The sequence below is a fragment of the Paenibacillus sp. Y5S-9 genome (genome assembly GCF_036894235.1).
Classification (GTDB): domain Bacteria; phylum Bacillota; class Bacilli; order Paenibacillales; family Paenibacillaceae; genus Paenibacillus.
Genome location: NZ_CP145887.1, coordinates 4,507,609 through 4,526,256 on the forward strand (window position 1 = coordinate 4,507,609; position 18,648 = coordinate 4,526,256).

Consider the following 18,648-nt stretch of genomic DNA (forward strand, 5'->3'; position numbering starts at 1 on the left):
AGTAGGCTCCTCCAACCTTGAGATCATTTGGTTCACACTTCTGGCGCTTGTTCATATCTCAAGTTTATGCCTGTACATTTAATTTATGACGCTGAAATCTATCAATTCTTCAGAATACGGTTGAGAGTTGAAACCATAGATCCACCTTCTGTTCTAGGCACCCGTCTAGATGTGCATGCATATAGTAATTGCAGATAGGTAAGTTCCATTCCGGTTCAAAATAGAACTACCGATCCCCAGATACAGAAAGGAGCTGTGGGGAGTGCGAGTCGATGTCGTTGGCAATGTGAATGAAGTACGTACCATTGATATTGCAGGGCGAAGTGCGGTTGTCATTGATGTATTGTGTACGACCAGTACGATTGTTACGGCTCTGGCGTATGACGCTTCGGCTGTGATTGCCGTAGAGACGGTTCCACAAGCCAAACAAATGGAAGTGAAAGATTGCATTCGAGGCGGGGAGCGTTTTGACAAAAAAATCACCGGTTTCGAGGTGGGGAATTCCCCCTATGAATATATGACTGCAGGCATTGCAGATAAAACAATCATTCTAACCACAACCGATGGAACCCGAGCTTTGATCAAGGCTTCCAAGGGGAAACATGTATTTGCTGGTTCATTTCTCAATGTGCAGGCTGTTGCAGCAGTTCTATGTGAACTTCAACGAGATGTATTACTGTTATGTGCGGGGAACCAGGATGAATTTGCTCTGGAGGACGGGTTGTGTGCTGGATGTATCATCGATGAACTGCACCGTCAATCCTGTTCTCCCCTCCAACTTAACGATCTCGGCATCGTTCTTCATCAGGCGGTATCCCAATGTCAGGAGAGCATCCCGGAGCTGGTGCAGGGGTCTGTTAGCGGGCGGAGACTTGAAAAGTTAGGCAGAGTTCATGATATTTCGTATTGTTCTCAATTAAACCTGCTGGATTGTGTTCCCGAGATGGGGGAGGGGAACCGCATGCAACCTTATAGAGGCATACGCGGGGGAAAGATGTTCAAGTTGATGTGAGAATTGTTATGAGAAAAACAAAAAAAAGGTGTACTGCTGCCCGTTGGCAACAGTACACCTTTGCTAATTTACATATACATAAAACACCTTATCTGCGATCTTGAGGTCCGCCGATAACAGCTTGCTCTGCAGTGTCGAGATCATATGCTGTATGCAATGCCTTAATGACGTCATGCAGCTTATCTCCGTCAATGACACAAGATACTTTGATCTCGGAAGTGCTCACCATCTTGATGCTCACGCCTTCAGCGGAAATGACTTTGAACATCTTCGCAGCTACACCAGGGTGACTGACCATACCTGCGCCAACAATGGAGATTTTAACGAGGTTCTCCTCTGATGTGACTTCACGGTAAGGCAAACGGCTGTGAAGGCCTTCAATGACACGTAATGCGTTCTCACGATCAGACAGCGCCACAGAGAAAGAGAAGTCCGCTTTGCCATCCATCACTCCGCTCTGAACGATAATGTCCACATCCAGCTGATTGGACGCAAGCGCACCAAATACTTCGGCCAGAACTCCTGGTACATCCGGCACACCCAGAATACTGATGCGAGCCACATTTTTGTCATAGGCAATACCACTAACCACTACGCCTTGTTCCATTGCTGCTTCCTCCTTCACAACCGTTCCTTCATTATGGTTAAAGCTGGATCTTACAATTAAAGGTACACCGGAATGCTTCGCGTACTCTACTGCACGCGGATGCAGCACCGCTGCTCCCAAATTAGCAAGTTCCAGCATTTCGTCATACGATATTTCCTTCAGCTTGCGTGCAACCTTAACGATCCGCGGGTCCGTAGAATAGATTCCGTCTACATCCGTATAGATCTCACACGCATCAGCCTTAATTGCTGCCGCCAGCGCTACAGCTGTTGTATCCGAACCACCACGACCAAGCGTTGTGATCTCGCCGTCTTCCGTCATGCCCTGGAATCCTGCAACAATAACAATGTTGCCCTCGGCAAGTGCTGCATTCACACGGTCAGGTTGAATATCATGAATACGTGCTTTTCCGTGAACCGGCTCTGTGCGGAATCCCGCTTGCCAGCCTGTAAACGATACCGCCTTACGTCCGAGCGCTTGAATAGCCATGGATAACAAAGAGATCGAAATCTGTTCTCCTGTCGTTAAGAGCATATCCATCTCACGAGCAGGCAGATCACTATTCAGTTGTTTTGCCTGATCAATCAAATCATCTGTTGTATCCCCCATGGCCGAAACCACAACTACACACCGATGTCCTTCATCAGCTTTTTCTACAACACGTCCGGCTACACGCTTCATGCGTTCTGTATCTCCGACCGAGCTGCCCCCAAATTTCATGACGTACAATGACAACGCAAATCCACTCCCTACCTTGTGCAGTATGCATAATTAATGTCCATCGTCATTATTCTCTACGAGAAATGACTTTAACCCAGTATATTACGAAAGCGCCTGATAGGCTAATCTTTTTTCGAAAAAACCCTCTGCCAAAGGAATGGCAAAGGGTTGTTAATACCGTTTATTAGCTTACAGCTTGTGAAAGTTACGCACGGGAAGAGTATTTACCTTCACGTGTGTCAATCAGGAGAACGTCACCTTCGTTAATGAACAAAGGAACTTGTACATTCAAGCCTGTTTCCACTTTTGCATTTTTGGTAGCGCCTTGTGCAGTGTTACCTTTAACACTTGGCTCAGTCTCGATGACTTTCAACTCAACGCTTGTTGGCAAGTCAATTCCGAGAATTTCACCTTGGTAGCTAACGATCTTAACGACCATGTTTTCTTTCAGGAAGTTCAATTCCCATTCCAGTTGATCACTAGTCAATGTGAACTGATCATAAGTTTCGTTATCCATGAACGTGTGCTCTGTACCGCTTGCATACAGGTAGGATACGCCACGGTTTTCGATGATGGCACGACCAATCGTTTCGCCTGCACGGAATGTTTTTTCAACGGTGTTACCGTTACGCAGGTTTTTCAATTTGGAACGTACGAAAGCAGCGCCTTTACCTGGTTTAACGTGTTGGAAATCAAGTACGGTATAGATATCGTTATCTACTTGCACGGTCAAGCCTGTTTTAAAATCGTTTACTGAAATCACAAAAAATCCCTCCTGATATGGTTAAAAAGTAGGTGATATAAGACGACGGGTTAATGTTATATGTAAAATGAGCCCAAGAATGACCACCTCGTTCACTTCGATTGCAGTACCATCCTCCGATCGCTGTTATCCCCAGATTTTTTTGATCCCATTATCAATGGGAAAATCCGGTGATAAAGGCGAACGCTTCGCTTCTTCAGATTGGTTCTGCACTCTCCGTTATGGTGAAATTTCTTATTTTCAATTTAAATAACACATTAAAAATCGTCTTATATCCCTGGTGGCTGTAAATTAGCCGATTACGGTGAACTTCTTGTCCGACTTCGTGAGAATATGAATACCCGTCTCGGTAATCACTACGTCATCCTCGATACGCACGCCGCCAAGCCCGTCAATATATATACCCGGTTCAACGGTAACAACCATACCCGGTTTCAATACATCGTCGCTAAGCTTGGACAAGCGAGGAGCTTCGTGAACTTCCATACCCAGACCGTGGCCTGTGCTGTGTCCGAATTGATCTCCATATCCGTGACCTGCAATGATATCACGAGCCAATGCATCTGCTTCCCGTCCGGTCATACCCGGTTTCAGGTTCTCCAGCGTATGTAACTGAGCTTCCAGTACAATGTCATAAATTTTGCGCAGTTCAGGTACAGGTGTACCTGTTGCAATGGTACGTGTCAGATCTGAACAGTATCCGTCCAAAAGTGCACCAAAGTCAAATGTAATTAACTCATTCTGTCCGATGACCTTGCTGCTCGCTACACCGTGAGGCATAGCAGAACGTTCACCCGATGCTACAATGGTGTCAAACGAAGAGGACGTTGCTCCATGTTTGCGCATGAAAAACTCCATCTCCAGATCCACTTCACGCTCCGTCATGCCTGGTTTTGCAAACTGCAAAACGTGGCTGAACGTAGCATCTGCCAGATCTGCTGCTCTCTGCATGACGGCGATCTCGTCTTCATCCTTGAACATGCGAAGTTGTTCCACGATCCCGGATACAGCTTTCAGTTCAATAGACTGCAGTGCTTCAGCATAAGCGGAGTGCGTGCCAAATGTAACACTATCCTGCTCAAAGCCCACTGCTTTGATATTCGCGGATGTCAGCAATTCGCGCACCGTATCCATCGGCTTGGCTCCATGCTCAACAACGGTAAATCCTTTGGCTTGCTGAGGCGCTTGTGACATATAACGGAAATCAGTCAGCAGATATGCATCCTGTTCCGTAATCAGCACATATCCCGCCGAGCCTGTAAAGCCCGTCATATAACGACGGTTAATCGGGTTTGTAATCAGCATTGCTGTGAGTTCATGCTCACGCATGGCTTCACGCAACTTATTTACTCGTTTGTTTTCCATCGGTAACCCTTCTTTCTCTCACATTCCCGGGTTCCCGGCTCAGGTTTGTTTGTCCAGATGACGCACAAGAGCCAGCAATCCCAGTTCATAGCTTACTTCGCCAAATCCGGCAATCTGCCCGATTGTTTCCGCTGCAATCACTGAATGATGTCTGAACGCTTCGCGTGCATGAATGTTGGATAGATGTACTTCAACCGTAGGGACTTTTACAGCATTGATTGCATCACGTATAGCATAGCTATAATGGGTAAATGCTCCGGCATTCAGTATGATTCCGTCTGCCTCACCCATCGCTGCATGAATGCGGTCAATAATGTCCCCTTCATGGTTCGATTGATAAAAAGCGATGGAGACGCCAATTTCATCAGCCTGTCTGCGAATTTTGTCCTCAATATCCTTCAGACTAAGCGTTCCATAGATGCCCGGTTCGCGTACACCAAGCATGTTCAGGTTCGGACCATTGATCACAATAATTCGTTTCATCGCTGCTCCACCCTCTCTGCAAATAACCATCTGCTATTTTAACACAGCCATTGCCGGATTGAGAAGCTTTTTTGCGCTATGCCCCCGCTTGCTCCGGCTCGCGTTTACGTTCATCCGTGTACTCCATGGCTACCGTGTAACCAATGAACAGCCCCCATAACAAAAAGAAACAGAGTTCCGTGATGATTGAATCCCACGTTAAACCGTTCAAAGGTTTCATCATACCCAGTTTTGGTCCGACCAGTATAAAGAGAATCAGCCACCAGACAATTCCATACACCATGCCAGGTATAGGCCCTTTCAATTTTCTAATCGTGAACGTGTAAAGCAAGGATGCCAAGATGGAAAAGACGATAAAAAACAGCCAGCCTGTCAAATGTCCTGCTGCGGTATATATATATTCATGTTTGAAAAAAGGCTCGGCCAGAAATCCGACAGGTACAATTGTAAAATGCAACAGATAGAATAGCCAATGTAACCCACCCCATATAAAACCGGCAAAAAAGCCAAGCTCTAACGCAAAGGAAAATGGCTTCGTGTAGTAATGAGCTTGACCTTGTCTCTGGGTAGCGCGCCTGCCCTTGTCTTTTTGCTGGCGTTCTTTCGGACGTTGACCTTCATCTTGTGATGTATCTTCATGCTTACGTTCTGTCATCGATATTCTCCTTCATTCAGTTGATAATCCCGCATTATGCCTCTAATTTCCGCTCCGATTCTACGAGGTAGTATGTTCAAAACAGGACAATCTTAACAACATCCTTCAAGGTTTGACTCACAAACTAGAAATTGGTCTTAAAATTCGATACAATAGGGTTATTAAACTGCCTTTGATCGCGAAGGCCTAGAACAGAATAGGAAGGTGAATAATTTGCCTCAACAATCCAAGCCTGTCAGCTATGGGGGGCAAGCTGTCATTGAAGGCGTAATGTTCGGTGGGAAACATGTCAACGTTACAGCTGTTCGTAGAAAAGACGGCGAAATTACGTATCTGGAAGTTCCCAAGCAAGACAAGTCCTGGGTCACGAAATTGCGGCGGATTCCTTTATTACGCGGAATTGTCAGCATTATAGATTCAAGTGTCAAAGGTAGCAGACATCTCAATTATTCTGCTGACGCCTATGCTGATGATGAACTGGAACCGGAAGAGAAAGCCAAGCAAAAAGAGAAAGAAGGTTCAGGCTGGAGCCTTAGTATGATCATTGGTGTGACCGCCGTAGCCATCCTTTCATTCCTTTTTGGTAAAGTTGTGCTCACATTGCTTCCTGTTGTTATCGAGAATTTTCTATTCAAAAATGCATTCGACAATCAGTTTTTGCATAATTTACTGGAAGGCGGCATTAAGCTGATCCTGTTACTCGCCTATCTGTGGTTAATCTCACAGACACCGATGATTAAACGTCTCTTCCAGTATCATGGAGCGGAACACAAAGTAATCAGCGCACATGAAGCTGGTGAAGAACTGACACCGGAGAACGTGCAAAAGTACAGCCGACTGCACTACCGCTGCGGAAGCAGTTTCATTATGTTGACTGTCATTATTGGAGTGTTTCTATACTCCCTCTTCACGTACGATAACCTCTGGGAACGGATGGGTCAGCGTCTGTTGTTATTGCCAGTTGTGCTAGGCATTTCTTTTGAACTGTTAAAGCTCACGAATTCAGTACGTGATATTCCTGTACTGCGTTATCTCGGATACCCGGGATTGTGGCTGCAATTGCTGACAACAAAAGAACCGACCAACGAACAGGTAGAAGTATCCATTGCTTCGTTTAACCGTATGCGTGAGTTGGATGCCAAGCTTGCCAATGTCTCTGCTACGTCAGAAGTACCTGTTGCAACACTCGATCCTGTGAAAGGGTGAATGATATGAACAAGCAGGCAATCTTATTTTGGACGTTCATCGCACTAGCTGCTGTTGGAGTCTTGACTTGGCTGGGGAACGCTAGTCCATCCAGGATCATTATTCCTCTGGTCGTGTTCGGAGCTGTATTCCTGCTGTACAAATATCCGCCTCGTCGCTGGGCAAGCAAAACCAAATCACCAAAGATCAAGCCATCGGCTCGAACCATGGCGAAAGTCAATGCACAGTCCAGTGCCAGAAAGAGCAGCGGCTCTTCTAAGAAACGCAAGGATTATCCTTTCCAAGTGATTCAGGGACAAAAAGGTAAAAGCGATGAAGATATACCGAAATTTCATTAAAAGTTACTGATATACAAAAAAGCAGTTCTCCCAATATGCGGAGAATTGCTTTTTTCGCGTTTATACAGGAATCAGAGGCGGAGCTTCTGCCTGTTTCTTGCGCAATTCTTTTCGTTGTTTGTCCAGCTGTTCATCATACACTTTCATATTCCACCCGTTGAAAAATTCACTCCCTGCGGTAGTACCTGATCGATATAAGGCCGTGCTGTCCTGTAACGATAAATGAAATTGCGTTGGTTTAATCCCAAGCGTTGGTATCTTCACTGTCCGAAACCGGTTAATCTGTTCGATGTAGCGTTCATCATGTGCTGTGAGCATCGTCTCCACAAGGGCCTGAAGCATGCTTAACGGTCCTTTAATCCGGGCAGGTTCCACTTCCGTCTTCCCCACCATTTTGAATCCGACAACCGGAATAACGTCTCCACCTCGTTCCGTACGATCCCCATCGAAGAGCCACAGCGGAAAATTGCTAAGCAATCCACCATCCACTACATAGACGAACTGATCTTGAAAAGGAAGTCCTTTGGAGAATACTGGCGATTTACGTATGATTACCGGATCGAAAAAATACGGAATACTGCAACTCATACGTACCGCTTTTGCAACATCCAGCTTCGCAGGATCAATGCCGAACCGACGAATATCGTCCGGCAGCACCAGAATGGTCCCATTGGATATATCGGATGCGGTAATAAGCAACTTGCCTTGCGGCAAGTCAGCGAATGTGCGAATCCCTTTCTGCTCCAACATCTTGCGAATCCATGATTCCAGCGCTTCTCCGGAATACAGTCCTTTCTTCAAGAACAGCCTTGCTGCGGGTCCGATCCATCGGGTATTAAATATGGGGGAACGACGCAGCAATGAAACAAAGGGTGTATTCTCAATAATGACTTTCATCTCTTCGGCCCGGTAACCCGCCGCTAGCAGAGCAGCTACAATGGAGCCCGATGACGTGCCGGCCACCCGATTGAACTGAATGCCACAATCTTGAGCACCCTGCACAGCACCCGCAAGCGATATTCCCTTGACGCCTCCACCTTCAAATACCGCGTTAATTAACATAACAAAAAACCCCCGTTCTCCAGGCAGCCACGTTTCTACTGCCACTCTATGAGAACAAGGGTTTGTCTTATCACTGTATTGTTAAAATGTTTTATAGACCATAGTAGGCTTTTAATTTGGCAATCAAGCCGAGAGGGTTCTTCGTCAAGTACTGTGAACTAAAGAAAATATCCCCTTTGACCGAACCATACTTCTTGTTGTAGTTCAGCTGATCGATGATCTCCTGTGAAGTCTGCCAGCCAATTTCCGGCGTACCTAACTTATAAGGAGAGTGACCGATATACAATTTTACATTTGTGTTAGCCACTTCATTCGCCCACCAGTCCACGACTTTGTCGTATCTGGCTACACTTAGTGTCATACTCCAATACACCTGCGGAGCGACATAGTCGATCCACTCCTGGTTAATCCATGTCCGCACATCTGCATTCATGCTGTCATACGCGGTTACTCCTGCTTTGGTATCAGAACCCGTCAGATCAACAGATTTGTTACGCCATACACCAAATGGACTAATTCCATATTCAACGTTAGCTTTCACGCTGTGAATGCTCTGCCCGAGCTGCTTAACGAACTGATTGATATTGTCCCGACGCCATTCAGCACGGTCCTTGGTATTTAATGTGTTATAGGTTTTGAAGGCGGCATCATCATTAAAAGTCACATTGGATGGATAGAAATAATCATCCAGATGTACGCCATCAATATCATACTGATTGACCACTTCCATGATCGTATCGATAATATGCTGTCTGGCTTCCGGGATACCCGGGTTAATGTACATTTTGCCGGATGCATTCACAATCCAGTCTGGATGAAGCTTGGAGATGTGGTTTGCAGCCAAGTTCGATGTACTCGCTGAGTTCGTTGCTCTAAACGGATTAAACCAGGCGTGGAACTCCAGGCCCCGTTTGTGTGCCTCCTCGACCATAAAAGCGAGGGGATCATAACCTGGATCTTTACCTTGTGTTCCTGTCAATACGCTGTTCCAAGGTACCAGACCTGAAGGATAGATGGCATCCCCATTGGCTCTCACTTGGACAAATACGGCATTAATGCCCATACCTTGCAAAGTATCAAGCTGTTTCGTATACTCCTGTTTTTGCTTCTCTACATTTCCCTTGGCACCGGATGTAGGCCAGTCTCCATTCACAGTGGAAATCCAGGCTCCCCGCATCTCTTCAGAAGCTGGTACAGTGCCCGTACCTCCAGGCTCCGCTGGGGTTGCCGGGGTTGGTTCAGGAGTTGGGACTGATTCGTCTCCTGTGTACAGATCAATGGTCTGGGCTGCCTGATTCCAGTTCACTCGAATGCCAAGATTCTCACTGACGAATCGAATGGGTACCATGACCCGACCTTGTTTCAATTCGACCGATGCATCCAGACCAACTACAGCGTTATCCACGGTCGCCTGCTGGCGCCCGCTCGTCATAGAGATGACTAAATCGGATTTCTGAATGGTCACGGTACGAGTAGCTTGAGACCATAAAACAGACGCACCCAGTCCTTCGCTAATAACACGCAGAGGCACCATCGTTACATTTACTTTGGGCAAGATGTAGGGTGATACATCCGATTCCAAACGGTTGCCGTCTAGAAAAATAGCGATTTCCTTCTGCCCGGCTGCTTGTGCCGTCATGCCTGCTGTCTGTAATCCAAGTACAAAAATGAGCAGCAGCATCAATCCTTTACGAAAATTCATTAGTGCAGTCCTCCAAAATCATTATAAATTTGCGGTAAATTCTACTAGTTTAATAGACGCTCCTACCCATCGTTTAGTTGCGAAAAATCACCAAATTATGGTGTTAATCCAAACAAAAAAATGCTTCCTGCCATTAAAACGGCAAGAAGCATCCTTTGATCACAGGATACGATTCATTGTATATCACCATGTTGAAACCACTGCTGAAACTTAAGACTCCGTATTACTCATGACGTCCTGAAGATTTTTGAGGTCACGCAACCGACTCTCATCCTGACGGAAGTATTCAACCAAGGACTCAATGCATGTAATGGAGTCCCAGCTCAGATGATGTTCAATGCCTTCAACATCATTGTAGATATTTTCTTCCTGAACACCAATCGTTGTCAAAAATTGTTCAAGCAGATGATGGCGCTCCATCAAACGTTTGCCCATCTTTTTGCCTTTTGGCGTAAGCACCAGTCCGCGGTACTTCTCATAGATCAGGTACTCGTCTTTGTCCAGCTTTTGGATCATCTTCGTCACCGATGAAGGATGTACTTCCAGTCCTTCAGCTATATCAGACACACGAGCATAGCCCTTTTCATCAATTAATTTGTATATACGCTCCAAATAATCTTCCATACTGGGCGTTGGCATCTGCTTCCCTCTTTTCTCTCTGACCGGCCCCTATTCGTGCCTGGTCCCTATCTTATAATGATACATGTTATCAATACGCATTGGCAAGTCCTGCACAGTTCGCAGCGCACTGTTACACAAGTAATTGGCAGGCGTGACTTCTACCCAAACGAGGCAAACTAAACAAAGTTCCGCATCGAAAGGAGTGATTTCGTGAGTACAAGTGTAGCCTCACCGCCAGTTCGTAAAGCAAAAGGTACTAAACCCTTTATTCCCGATTTGGTGTATTTTGAACCCGGTGCGTTGGAATATGATAAAGGCAAACGGATTATGGAGTGGGTGACATCCAAAAACATACCTTATCAGATGACCACATCCCATAACCGAATCACAAACCTGCCGGGTGAAACCGAACAAGAAAAATATCGGATGGCAAAGCGTACTCTGGTCGTTGGTGTGCGCAAAACACTCAAGTTTGACCAGTCGAAACCTTCAGCGGAATATGCCATTCCCATCTCTACAGGCTGTATGGGGCACTGCCATTATTGTTATCTTCAAACTACCCTTGGTGCCAAACCTTATGTCCGTGTCTACGTTAATACTGAGGAGATCATTCAGGCTGCCAAAGGATACATTGAAGAACGCGCGCCTGAAATCACAAGATTTGAAGCCGCCTGTACGTCTGATCCGGTAGGACTCGAGCATATCACGGAAAATTTAAGTGACTTGATTCGTTTTATGGCAGATGAAGAATACGGACGCTTGCGCTTTGTAACCAAATATCATCACGTTGATCCGTTGCTGAACATTAAGCATAACGGTCACACCCGTATCCGGTTTAGCGTCAATTCGGACTATGTCATCAAAAACTTTGAACCGGCTACCTCCAGATTTGAGGAACGCATTGAAGCTGCTGGCAAAATTGCACACGCCGGTTATCCCCTGGGATTCATTATCGCTCCTATTATGTGGTATGAAGGCTGGGAAGAAGGATACTCGGAGCTTTTGCAGAAGCTGGCAGATACACTTCCAGAGGAAGCAACCAAGGATCTTACGTTTGAGATGATCCAGCACCGTTTTACCAAAACAGCCAAAGCGACCATTGAGAAGCGTTATCCTAAAACCAAGCTGGAGATGGATATTGAGAAACGCAAGATGAAATGGGGCCGCTGGGGTCAGTACAAGTATGTGTATAAGGATGACCAGCAAGATGCGCTGCGCGAATTCATAACGGAACGGATCTTTGAACATTTTCCACTAGCCAATATTGATTACTTCACCTAAACGAAAAACAGGATTGCCCAAAATCATATGCAGTTAAAAGCATTTCTAACAAACGATTAAAAAGCAGGTTACATGACCCAGAGTGTCTCGGGTAACATGTAGCCTGCTATGTCATACATAATAAAACTTAAATTCAGTTCATCCGTTTAAATAATCATCCAGTCTGGTGTAATCTGCTGCAACCAGATCGTAATCTTTGTCATCTGATCTGTAAAAAGCAATACCCCAAGGAACAACATTAATGCTCCCCCGACCTTCATCATGACATTGGAATACCGTAAGATCCAGCGTGTCGAACCAATGAAAAACGCCAAAATGAAAAACGGGATGGCAAACCCAGCAGTATAACCTGTAATCAACGCCAGCCAAGTTGTGGGCTCACTTGCAGCCATCGCAATGATTGTTGCCAGAATGGGGCCAATACACGGCGACCAGCCTGCTGAGAAACCGATGCCAAATATAAAAGAGCCCAGATAGCCTGCTGGCTTCCATTTCATATCCAACTTTCGTTCCTTCATTAGAAACTGCGGCTTGAACACCCCAAGCAAAAATAACCCCATAAGCATAATCAAAATCGCAGACAACTGCCGAATCAGTTCGCGGTTATCGTTGAAAAATTGACCAAACAGTCCCGCACCAAGGCCAAGTGAATAAAACACAGCCGAGAAGCCTAAAATAAACGCCAGCGTATGCGTCATCGTCTTAAAGCGGACTTCCCGCTGATTGCGGTCATCCTTCAATTGTTGCACCGTCATACCAGTAATGTAGGAGAGGTACGACGGATACAACGGAAGACAACATGGTGATATAAATGAGACCAAGCCTGCTACAAAAGCCATCCATACATTAACATCAGGCATGAAGCGGATGTCTCCCTTCCCGGGCTCACGTGCTTGCTCGTTCAGTCGTCAGGCTCGTAACCCTTTTTTTCCAATCATCGTCAAAATCAGCATCATGATCAGCAATAATACAATCGTTGCTCCAGGTGCGAGGTTCCAGATACCTGCTACAACCAGTCCAAGGACTACGGCAATTTCGCCAATCACCACGGACAAAATAATGGCGGATTTGAAACTTCGGGCCATCAACAGGCTGACCGCTACCGGAATGGTCAATAGCGCTGACACCAGAAGCGCACCAACAATCTTGATTGCCGTGCTTATGACAAGTGCTGTCATCACAGTGATTAACATGTTCAGAATTCTCACAGGCAACCCTGTAACCGCTGCCGCATCTTCCTCAAAACTGAGCAGGAAAAATTCCTTATGTAACAATGCCACTACAATCACCACGATCAGCGTAACCACACCTACCAGCTTCAGATCCGTAGCGTCTAATGTATATATACTGCCGAACAAATAACTCATGACATCTGCATTATATCCTTTGCCCAGCGTGAAGAACAAGGAAGCAAGAGCCACACCACCGGACATGATAATGGCAATCGATAATTCGGCGTAACTCTTGTACGCTTTGCGCAATTTCTCTATCGCAAATGAAGCAAGCACGGCAAATATCAAGCCCACCGCAATGGGATACACTTCAATCAGGAATCCAAGTGCAACACCGGCAATGGTCACATGAGACAAGGTGTCTCCGATCATGGATAACCGCCGTAAGACCAGGAACAGTCCGATTAACGGAGCGGTAATGCCAATTAACAACCCACCCGCCAGGGCACGCTGAAAAAAATCACTCATTAATATTTCCAAAACAAACACGACTCCTTCGGCCTTACTCTAATCTAATGGGCCATAAATACGGCTAGCGTACCTGTGCAGTGGTATGTTGCAGATTGGTCTCAGCACAATCCTGTATCTCATGCGAATGACGGACATGAAAATTAATTTTGCCATTCGTTACCGCAGCTTCAGAACCCAGATAACTCTCCATCCGATCCATATCATGAGACACCATTAGAAAAGTCATACGGTGATGTTCATGCATATGGGTAATCAGTTCAAAGAAACTGGCCTGTGATTCAGCATCAATACCTACGGTAGGTTCATCCAGAATCAACAGATCCGGGTGATTGATAAGCGCTCGTGCCAAAAATACACGCTGCTGCTGTCCGCCGGACAATTGACCAATACGTTTGTTCGCCAGATCCTCGATCCGCATGACCTGCATCGCATCCGTGCACTGTTGCTGGCATTTGCGAGACATACGACGAAACATGTTTTTGTTATTGTACAAGCCTGACATGACCACTTCACGAACGGTCGCAGGAAACAACGGGTTAAATGCATTCTTTTGCGGGACATAGCCGATTCGGTCCCAGTCCTTGAACCTGCGGATCGACTGTCCGAATAGTTTGATATCTCCCTGCGCAGGAGGAAGAAGTCCTACCAGCATACGCAGCAATGTCGTTTTACCCGCCCCATTGGAACCGATAATCCCGACAAAGTCCCGCTCTTGGGCCATAAAATCGAGATTCTCAATCACTCGCTGGTCCCCGTAGGAAAATGATAGTTTCTCGATCTCTATAATTGGATCATGACATAGTGGCATGATTTGCTGCATGGCAAAGCCGCCCTTCATTATATATAAGAATCCCATAGCGTCCTAAGAGCCTTCACCGTGAACGGTAAAGACTCTTCGATCTGAATCCTTCATTCTATCTTATTTTAATGCGATCAGCAGATTTTGCAAATTTTTCTCCATCAGGGTGAAATAATCATCCCCGTTTGTTGCCTGTTCCTTGGTCAATCCCTCAACCGGATTAAGGACCATGGTCTCCACTCCTGCTTCACTTGCCAATGTTTTCGCCAATTTGTCAGATACCAGCTCTTCGAAGAAAATGTATTTAATGCCTTCATCTTTAACGAGTTTCGCAAGCTTCACAATATCCTGTCCTGTCGGTTCAGCATCCGGGGAAAGTCCCATAATGGCATGCTGCGTTAATCCATAATCACGCGCAAGGTAGCCGAACGCTTGGTGCGAGACAACAATTTCCTTGTTCGGTACGGTAGCTAGTTCATCTGTAAAACGCTGATCCAGCGTCTCAAGCTTCGTACGAAGCGATTCATAACGTTGTTCGTAACCTGCTTTGTGATCAGGATCTGCCTCGACCAGACTATTTTTGATGTTTTCAGCCATGATCATGGCTGATTTCGGACTAACCCACGTATGTGGATCAATATGATGATCAGCGACATCTTCACTGGTAGCCTCATCTGTATGTTCATCTGCATGCTCGTCTTCGTGCTCTTCGCCGTGACCGTGCCCATCATCACCCTCAGCGGTTAACAGCTTAACACCTTCACTGACGGCAACAGACTTCACCTGTGTATCGCTATTCAGGGACTTCAGGAAATTCGGCACCCATCCTTCCAGTCCAGCTCCATTATAGAAAAACAGCTGTGCCTTGGACGTATTAACAATATCCTGACTCTTCGGAGTCCAGTCATGTGGCTCTACTCCCGTTGGCAGCAGGTTAATAACATTGGCATCCTCACCACCAATTGCAGTCGTAAAAGCATATACAGGATAAAATGTCGTCACAACGTTTACCTTGCCTTCCACAATCTTCGCACTATTGGAACTATCCTGCCCACACGCTGACAATACCAGCAAAGTGAGAATAAGCAAACCCGTCCACAGTACCTTCATGTTGCCTCTTTTGCTCGTCTTCCCTGTCCGGTTATCCTGAGCTTGATGCTGCACTTTATAAAATGTCATTATGATTCACTCCGCATCTCTTAATCGTAAACATTACTGAAAGAATTATAGGTAACCTGAACCTACTTGTCAAGCTATCCCGTCCTATTCATTCTTTCCTGAAGTACGGAGTTCATAACAGTATATGCTTGTTCTCTTCCCGTCAGATACGAATTATATCAATAAAAAAGGGACCCGAATTACATCGGGCCACCTTGAGTCATAGTTACGACAGTATTTATATATTCATTTATATTTTATTTTACTTGTGCGCCATTAGGCATGTTGTCTGGTACTGTAGCCAGTGTAAGCTGGTCGCCATGCGATGCTGCAAGGATCATACCCTGGGACAGTTCACCACGAAGTTTCACCGGTTTGAGGTTGGTCACACAGATGACTTTGCGTCCAACCATCTCTTCTGGCGAATAGAACTTCGCAATTCCAGATACGACCTGGCGCTGCTCATAACCCAGATCCAGCTGCAATTTCAGCAACTTATCCGCTTTTTTTACAGGTTCGCAGGAAATGACTTGCGCGACACGCAGTTCAACTTTGGCAAAATCGTCAATACCGATCTCTTCGGTACCCTCAGGTGCAGTTACCGGTTCAACAGCTGCTGAAGCTCCAGCATCTGCTTGACTTGTTTCAGGCTGTGCTGCTTTTTGGCCACCTGTCATTGCTTCAGAGATATAAGCAATTTCCTGTTCGGAATCCAAACGCGGGAAGATTGGATCCCCTTTTTGCAAGGCATTTCCAGCTGGAACCAGACCCCATTGCTTGGCTGTATCCCAAGCCGTAAGTTCACCTTCCTGAATGCCGAGCTGTGCCCAGATTTTATGAGGAGCACGCGTCAGGAACGGTTGCAACAGAATGGAAGCAATTCGCAAGCTTTCGATCAGGTGAGCCATAACGGATGCCAATTCATCGCGTTTTGCTTCATCACGAGCCAGCGCCCATGGCTGCGTCTCATCAATATATTTGTTGGTGCGGCTGACAAACTGGCTGATTGCTGTCAGTGCTACGGAAAACTGCAGGTTTTCCATTGCCTGTTCCACTTTTTCCACTGTAGCATGGCCTGCTTCTTCCAGCGAAGCATCAAATTCCGTTACATTCGAAGCAAACGCCGGGGCTTTGCCTTCAAAATATTTGTCTACCATGGCAACTGTACGGTTCAACAGGTTACCCAGATCGTTCGCGAGGTCGGAGTTGACACGCTCTACGAAGCTCTCCGGTGTAAACGTACCATCGGAACCAAACGGTACTTCACGCAGCAGGTAATAACGCAGTGCATCGAGACCGTAACGGTCAATCAGAGTCACTGGATCAACGACATTACCTTTTGATTTGGACATTTTACCGTCCTTCATCAACAACCAGCCATGTGCAAACACTTTCTTCGGTAAAGGCAGATCCAATGCCATCAACATAATTGGCCAGTAAATCGTATGGAAACGAACAATTTCTTTACCTACCAGATGTACATCCGCAGGCCAGAACTTGTTATACAAGGATGCATCGGATGAACCGTAGCCCAGTGCTGTAATATAGTTGGACAACGCATCAATCCACACGTAGACTACGTGTTTTGGATCGCCTTTAACTTTGACGCCCCATTCAAATGTGGTCCGTGATACGGCCAAATCTTCAAGACCTGGCTTAATGAAGTTGTTGATCATCTCGTTTTTACGGGATTCCGGCTGAATAAAGCCCGGGTTCTCTTCATAATATTTCAACAAACGATCTGCATATTTGCTCATACGGAAGAAGTAAGATTCTTCTTTGACCAATTCAACCGGGTGTCCGCTATCCGGGCTCTTGGCCGAGATAATCTCACCCTTCTCATTCTTCTCTACATCCACCAATTGAGTCTCTGTGTAATACGTCTCATCCGGAATGCTGTACCATCCTTCGTACTCACCTTTGTAGATATCTCCCTGTTTCAGCAAACGGTCAAAGATATCCTGAACAATGGTTTTGTGACGCTCTTCGGTTGTACGGATAAAGTCATCATTGGAAATGTCCAACTTGTTCCACAGTTCCTTGATCCCCACAACGATATCGTCGATAAAAGCTTGCGGTGTCTGTCCTTTCTCTTGTGCCTTGCGCTCAATCTTCTGGCCATGTTCGTCGGTTCCTGTCAGATAATGAGCATCATAACCGCGTAGACGCTTGTAACGAACCATCGCATCTCCTGCCACCGTTGTATACGCATGCCCAATATGCAATTTGTCACTCGGATAATAAATCGGGGTTGTCAGATAAAATGTTTTTTGGTCAGCCATGAATGACTTCTCCTCCTTCAAATGTTCCTGCTTCATGTGATCCCTTCGTCCAAAACAACTAAAAAAGAACACAAAAAACTCCCGCCCCTATGGGACGAGAGTTGCTCTCACGTGTTACCACCCAAATTCCCCATGTTTTTCGCAAAACACAGGCTCTGTCGGTCCTTCGACCGCCCATTAACGCTGGATCACGCCTCAGCCTTACGACAGCAGCTCTGAAATCACTGTCTGCACGCTCGAAAGAGGTTCCTCCGGGACCATATTCCATCCTCCTCCCAGACCGGTTCTCAGCTCATCCGGCTCTCTGCACTGGGGGTGTGTCTGTACTTATCCCTTCACTGGAAATCATATAGAAGTTGTTCAAAAAGTCCACTTTTGATTACGAATCATGCCTACCGGCATCATCAGCATCGAAGTTGAAATTCAGCCGAAATGTCCGTTGCTCACGTAGGTTTCCTACGCTCCGATACTCCATTTCTAACTTCATCCCATCTTCTTGGTACTGAAAACTAGACTTTTTGAACTCGCATATATAGGAAAAATATACTGAAATGCGGACCCCTTTGTCAAGTGGACAGCATCCTCAAGTTCAATCACGGCCTGCTTCCAGGCCACCCTAATGCTTCCGGCTATAACGTTACTCTGATACCAGAGTAGACTTCTCTGCCTTTGGTGGTACCAGATCTACACCACCAGGATGAAACGGGTGACATTTGGCAATACGTTTCGCTGTTAACAACGAACCTTTGAGCGCACCGTGCACTTCAATCGCCTCCATGGCGTAAGCCGAACAGCTCGGATAGAACCGACATGTTGGCGGTGTTAATGGAGAAATATAGTTGCGGTACACCCGAATAGGTGCCTGAGCAATTCTGCGCGATAACTTCATGG

Annotated in this window: 18 protein-coding genes; 4 read left to right on the forward strand and 14 right to left on the reverse strand. The window is 46.1% G+C overall.

From position 1 onward, the window contains the following. The first annotated feature begins 262 nt into the window (after positions 1 to 262). Positions 263 to 1,012: a 2-phosphosulfolactate phosphatase gene (locus tag V6669_RS19885; RefSeq protein ID WP_338587749.1), complete on the forward strand. Its 750-nt coding sequence runs from the start codon at positions 263 to 265 to the stop codon at positions 1,010 to 1,012. A gap of 88 nt (positions 1,013 to 1,100) precedes the next feature. On the opposite strand, the gene V6669_RS19890 is transcribed toward V6669_RS19885, so the two are convergent. From V6669_RS19890 to V6669_RS19910, 5 genes are all read right to left on the reverse strand, one after another. Continuing rightward, on the reverse strand, positions 1,101 to 2,354 hold the full coding sequence (locus V6669_RS19890; protein WP_047843625.1) for an aspartate kinase: 1,254 nt from the start codon (positions 2,352 to 2,354) through the stop codon (positions 1,101 to 1,103). Positions 2,355 to 2,544: 190 nt separating this feature from the next. Then, entirely contained in the window at positions 2,545 to 3,102 is a 558-nt protein-coding gene (gene efp / locus V6669_RS19895; RefSeq protein ID WP_017687580.1) for an elongation factor P, read from the reverse strand. A 291-nt stretch (positions 3,103 to 3,393) separates the two neighbouring features. Next, a complete protein-coding gene (locus V6669_RS19900) occupies positions 3,394 to 4,467 on the reverse strand; it encodes a Xaa-Pro peptidase family protein (RefSeq protein WP_315936975.1) in 1,074 nt (357 codons plus the stop codon). A 39-nt stretch (positions 4,468 to 4,506) separates the two neighbouring features. After that, the gene (gene aroQ / locus V6669_RS19905) at positions 4,507 to 4,950 is read right to left on the reverse strand and encodes a type II 3-dehydroquinate dehydratase (RefSeq protein ID WP_036614400.1); all 444 of its coding nucleotides are present in this window, start codon (positions 4,948 to 4,950) and stop codon (positions 4,507 to 4,509) included. A 76-nt stretch (positions 4,951 to 5,026) separates the two neighbouring features. Next, positions 5,027 to 5,605: a YqhR family membrane protein gene (locus V6669_RS19910; RefSeq protein ID WP_338587754.1), complete on the reverse strand. Its 579-nt coding sequence runs from the start codon at positions 5,603 to 5,605 to the stop codon at positions 5,027 to 5,029. 213 nt (positions 5,606 to 5,818) lie between these two features. Between V6669_RS19910 and V6669_RS19915 the strand changes: the two genes are divergently transcribed. Both V6669_RS19915 and V6669_RS19920 read left to right on the forward strand, forming a co-directional pair. Further along, positions 5,819 to 6,811: a DUF1385 domain-containing protein gene (locus V6669_RS19915; RefSeq protein WP_062835280.1), complete on the forward strand. Its 993-nt coding sequence runs from the start codon at positions 5,819 to 5,821 to the stop codon at positions 6,809 to 6,811. A gap of 5 nt (positions 6,812 to 6,816) precedes the next feature. Beyond that, positions 6,817 to 7,149: a hypothetical protein gene (locus tag V6669_RS19920; protein WP_036614407.1), complete on the forward strand. Its 333-nt coding sequence runs from the start codon at positions 6,817 to 6,819 to the stop codon at positions 7,147 to 7,149. Between the two features lie 60 nt (positions 7,150 to 7,209). Here V6669_RS19920 and V6669_RS19925 read toward each other — a convergent pair whose 3' ends face one another. The 3 genes from V6669_RS19925 to mntR form a co-directional block, all read right to left on the reverse strand. Beyond that, entirely contained in the window at positions 7,210 to 8,211 is a 1,002-nt protein-coding gene (locus V6669_RS19925; protein WP_338587758.1) for a patatin-like phospholipase family protein, read from the reverse strand. A 91-nt stretch (positions 8,212 to 8,302) separates the two neighbouring features. Continuing rightward, complete coding sequence (locus tag V6669_RS19930) at positions 8,303 to 9,913, reverse strand: family 10 glycosylhydrolase (protein WP_338587760.1); 1,611 nt, start codon at positions 9,911 to 9,913, stop codon at positions 8,303 to 8,305. 210 nt (positions 9,914 to 10,123) lie between these two features. Further along, the gene (gene mntR / locus V6669_RS19935) at positions 10,124 to 10,552 is read right to left on the reverse strand and encodes a transcriptional regulator MntR (protein WP_062835284.1); all 429 of its coding nucleotides are present in this window, start codon (positions 10,550 to 10,552) and stop codon (positions 10,124 to 10,126) included. A 192-nt stretch (positions 10,553 to 10,744) separates the two neighbouring features. On the opposite strand from mntR, the gene splB reads away from it, so the two are divergent. Further along, a complete protein-coding gene (splB, locus tag V6669_RS19940; protein ID WP_338587763.1) occupies positions 10,745 to 11,815 on the forward strand; it encodes a spore photoproduct lyase in 1,071 nt (356 codons plus the stop codon). A gap of 146 nt (positions 11,816 to 11,961) precedes the next feature. Here the strand turns inward: splB and V6669_RS19945 are convergent, their stop codons facing one another. From V6669_RS19945 to yidD, 6 genes are all read right to left on the reverse strand, one after another. Then, positions 11,962 to 12,675, reverse strand: coding sequence for a cytochrome c biogenesis protein CcdA (locus V6669_RS19945; RefSeq protein ID WP_017687570.1), 714 nt, complete (start codon positions 12,673 to 12,675; stop codon positions 11,962 to 11,964). Positions 12,676 to 12,723: 48 nt separating this feature from the next. Then, positions 12,724 to 13,527 (reverse strand): metal ABC transporter permease, encoded by an 804-nt coding sequence (locus tag V6669_RS19950; RefSeq protein WP_338587766.1) that lies wholly within the window; start codon positions 13,525 to 13,527, stop codon positions 12,724 to 12,726. Between the two features lie 52 nt (positions 13,528 to 13,579). Beyond that, complete coding sequence (locus tag V6669_RS19955; protein ID WP_338587768.1) at positions 13,580 to 14,338, reverse strand: metal ABC transporter ATP-binding protein; 759 nt, start codon at positions 14,336 to 14,338, stop codon at positions 13,580 to 13,582. 99 nt (positions 14,339 to 14,437) lie between these two features. Further along, positions 14,438 to 15,427 carry a zinc ABC transporter substrate-binding protein gene (locus V6669_RS19960; RefSeq protein WP_338594997.1) on the reverse strand — a complete coding sequence of 330 codons (990 nt, stop codon included), beginning with the start codon at positions 15,425 to 15,427 and terminating at the stop codon, positions 14,438 to 14,440. A gap of 305 nt (positions 15,428 to 15,732) precedes the next feature. Next, complete coding sequence (metG, locus tag V6669_RS19965) at positions 15,733 to 17,793, reverse strand: methionine--tRNA ligase (protein WP_091028792.1); 2,061 nt, start codon at positions 17,791 to 17,793, stop codon at positions 15,733 to 15,735. A gap of 601 nt (positions 17,794 to 18,394) precedes the next feature. Continuing rightward, positions 18,395 to 18,646 carry a membrane protein insertion efficiency factor YidD gene (gene yidD / locus V6669_RS19970; RefSeq protein WP_091018158.1) on the reverse strand — a complete coding sequence of 84 codons (252 nt, stop codon included), beginning with the start codon at positions 18,644 to 18,646 and terminating at the stop codon, positions 18,395 to 18,397. Positions 18,647 to 18,648 lie beyond the last annotated feature (2 nt).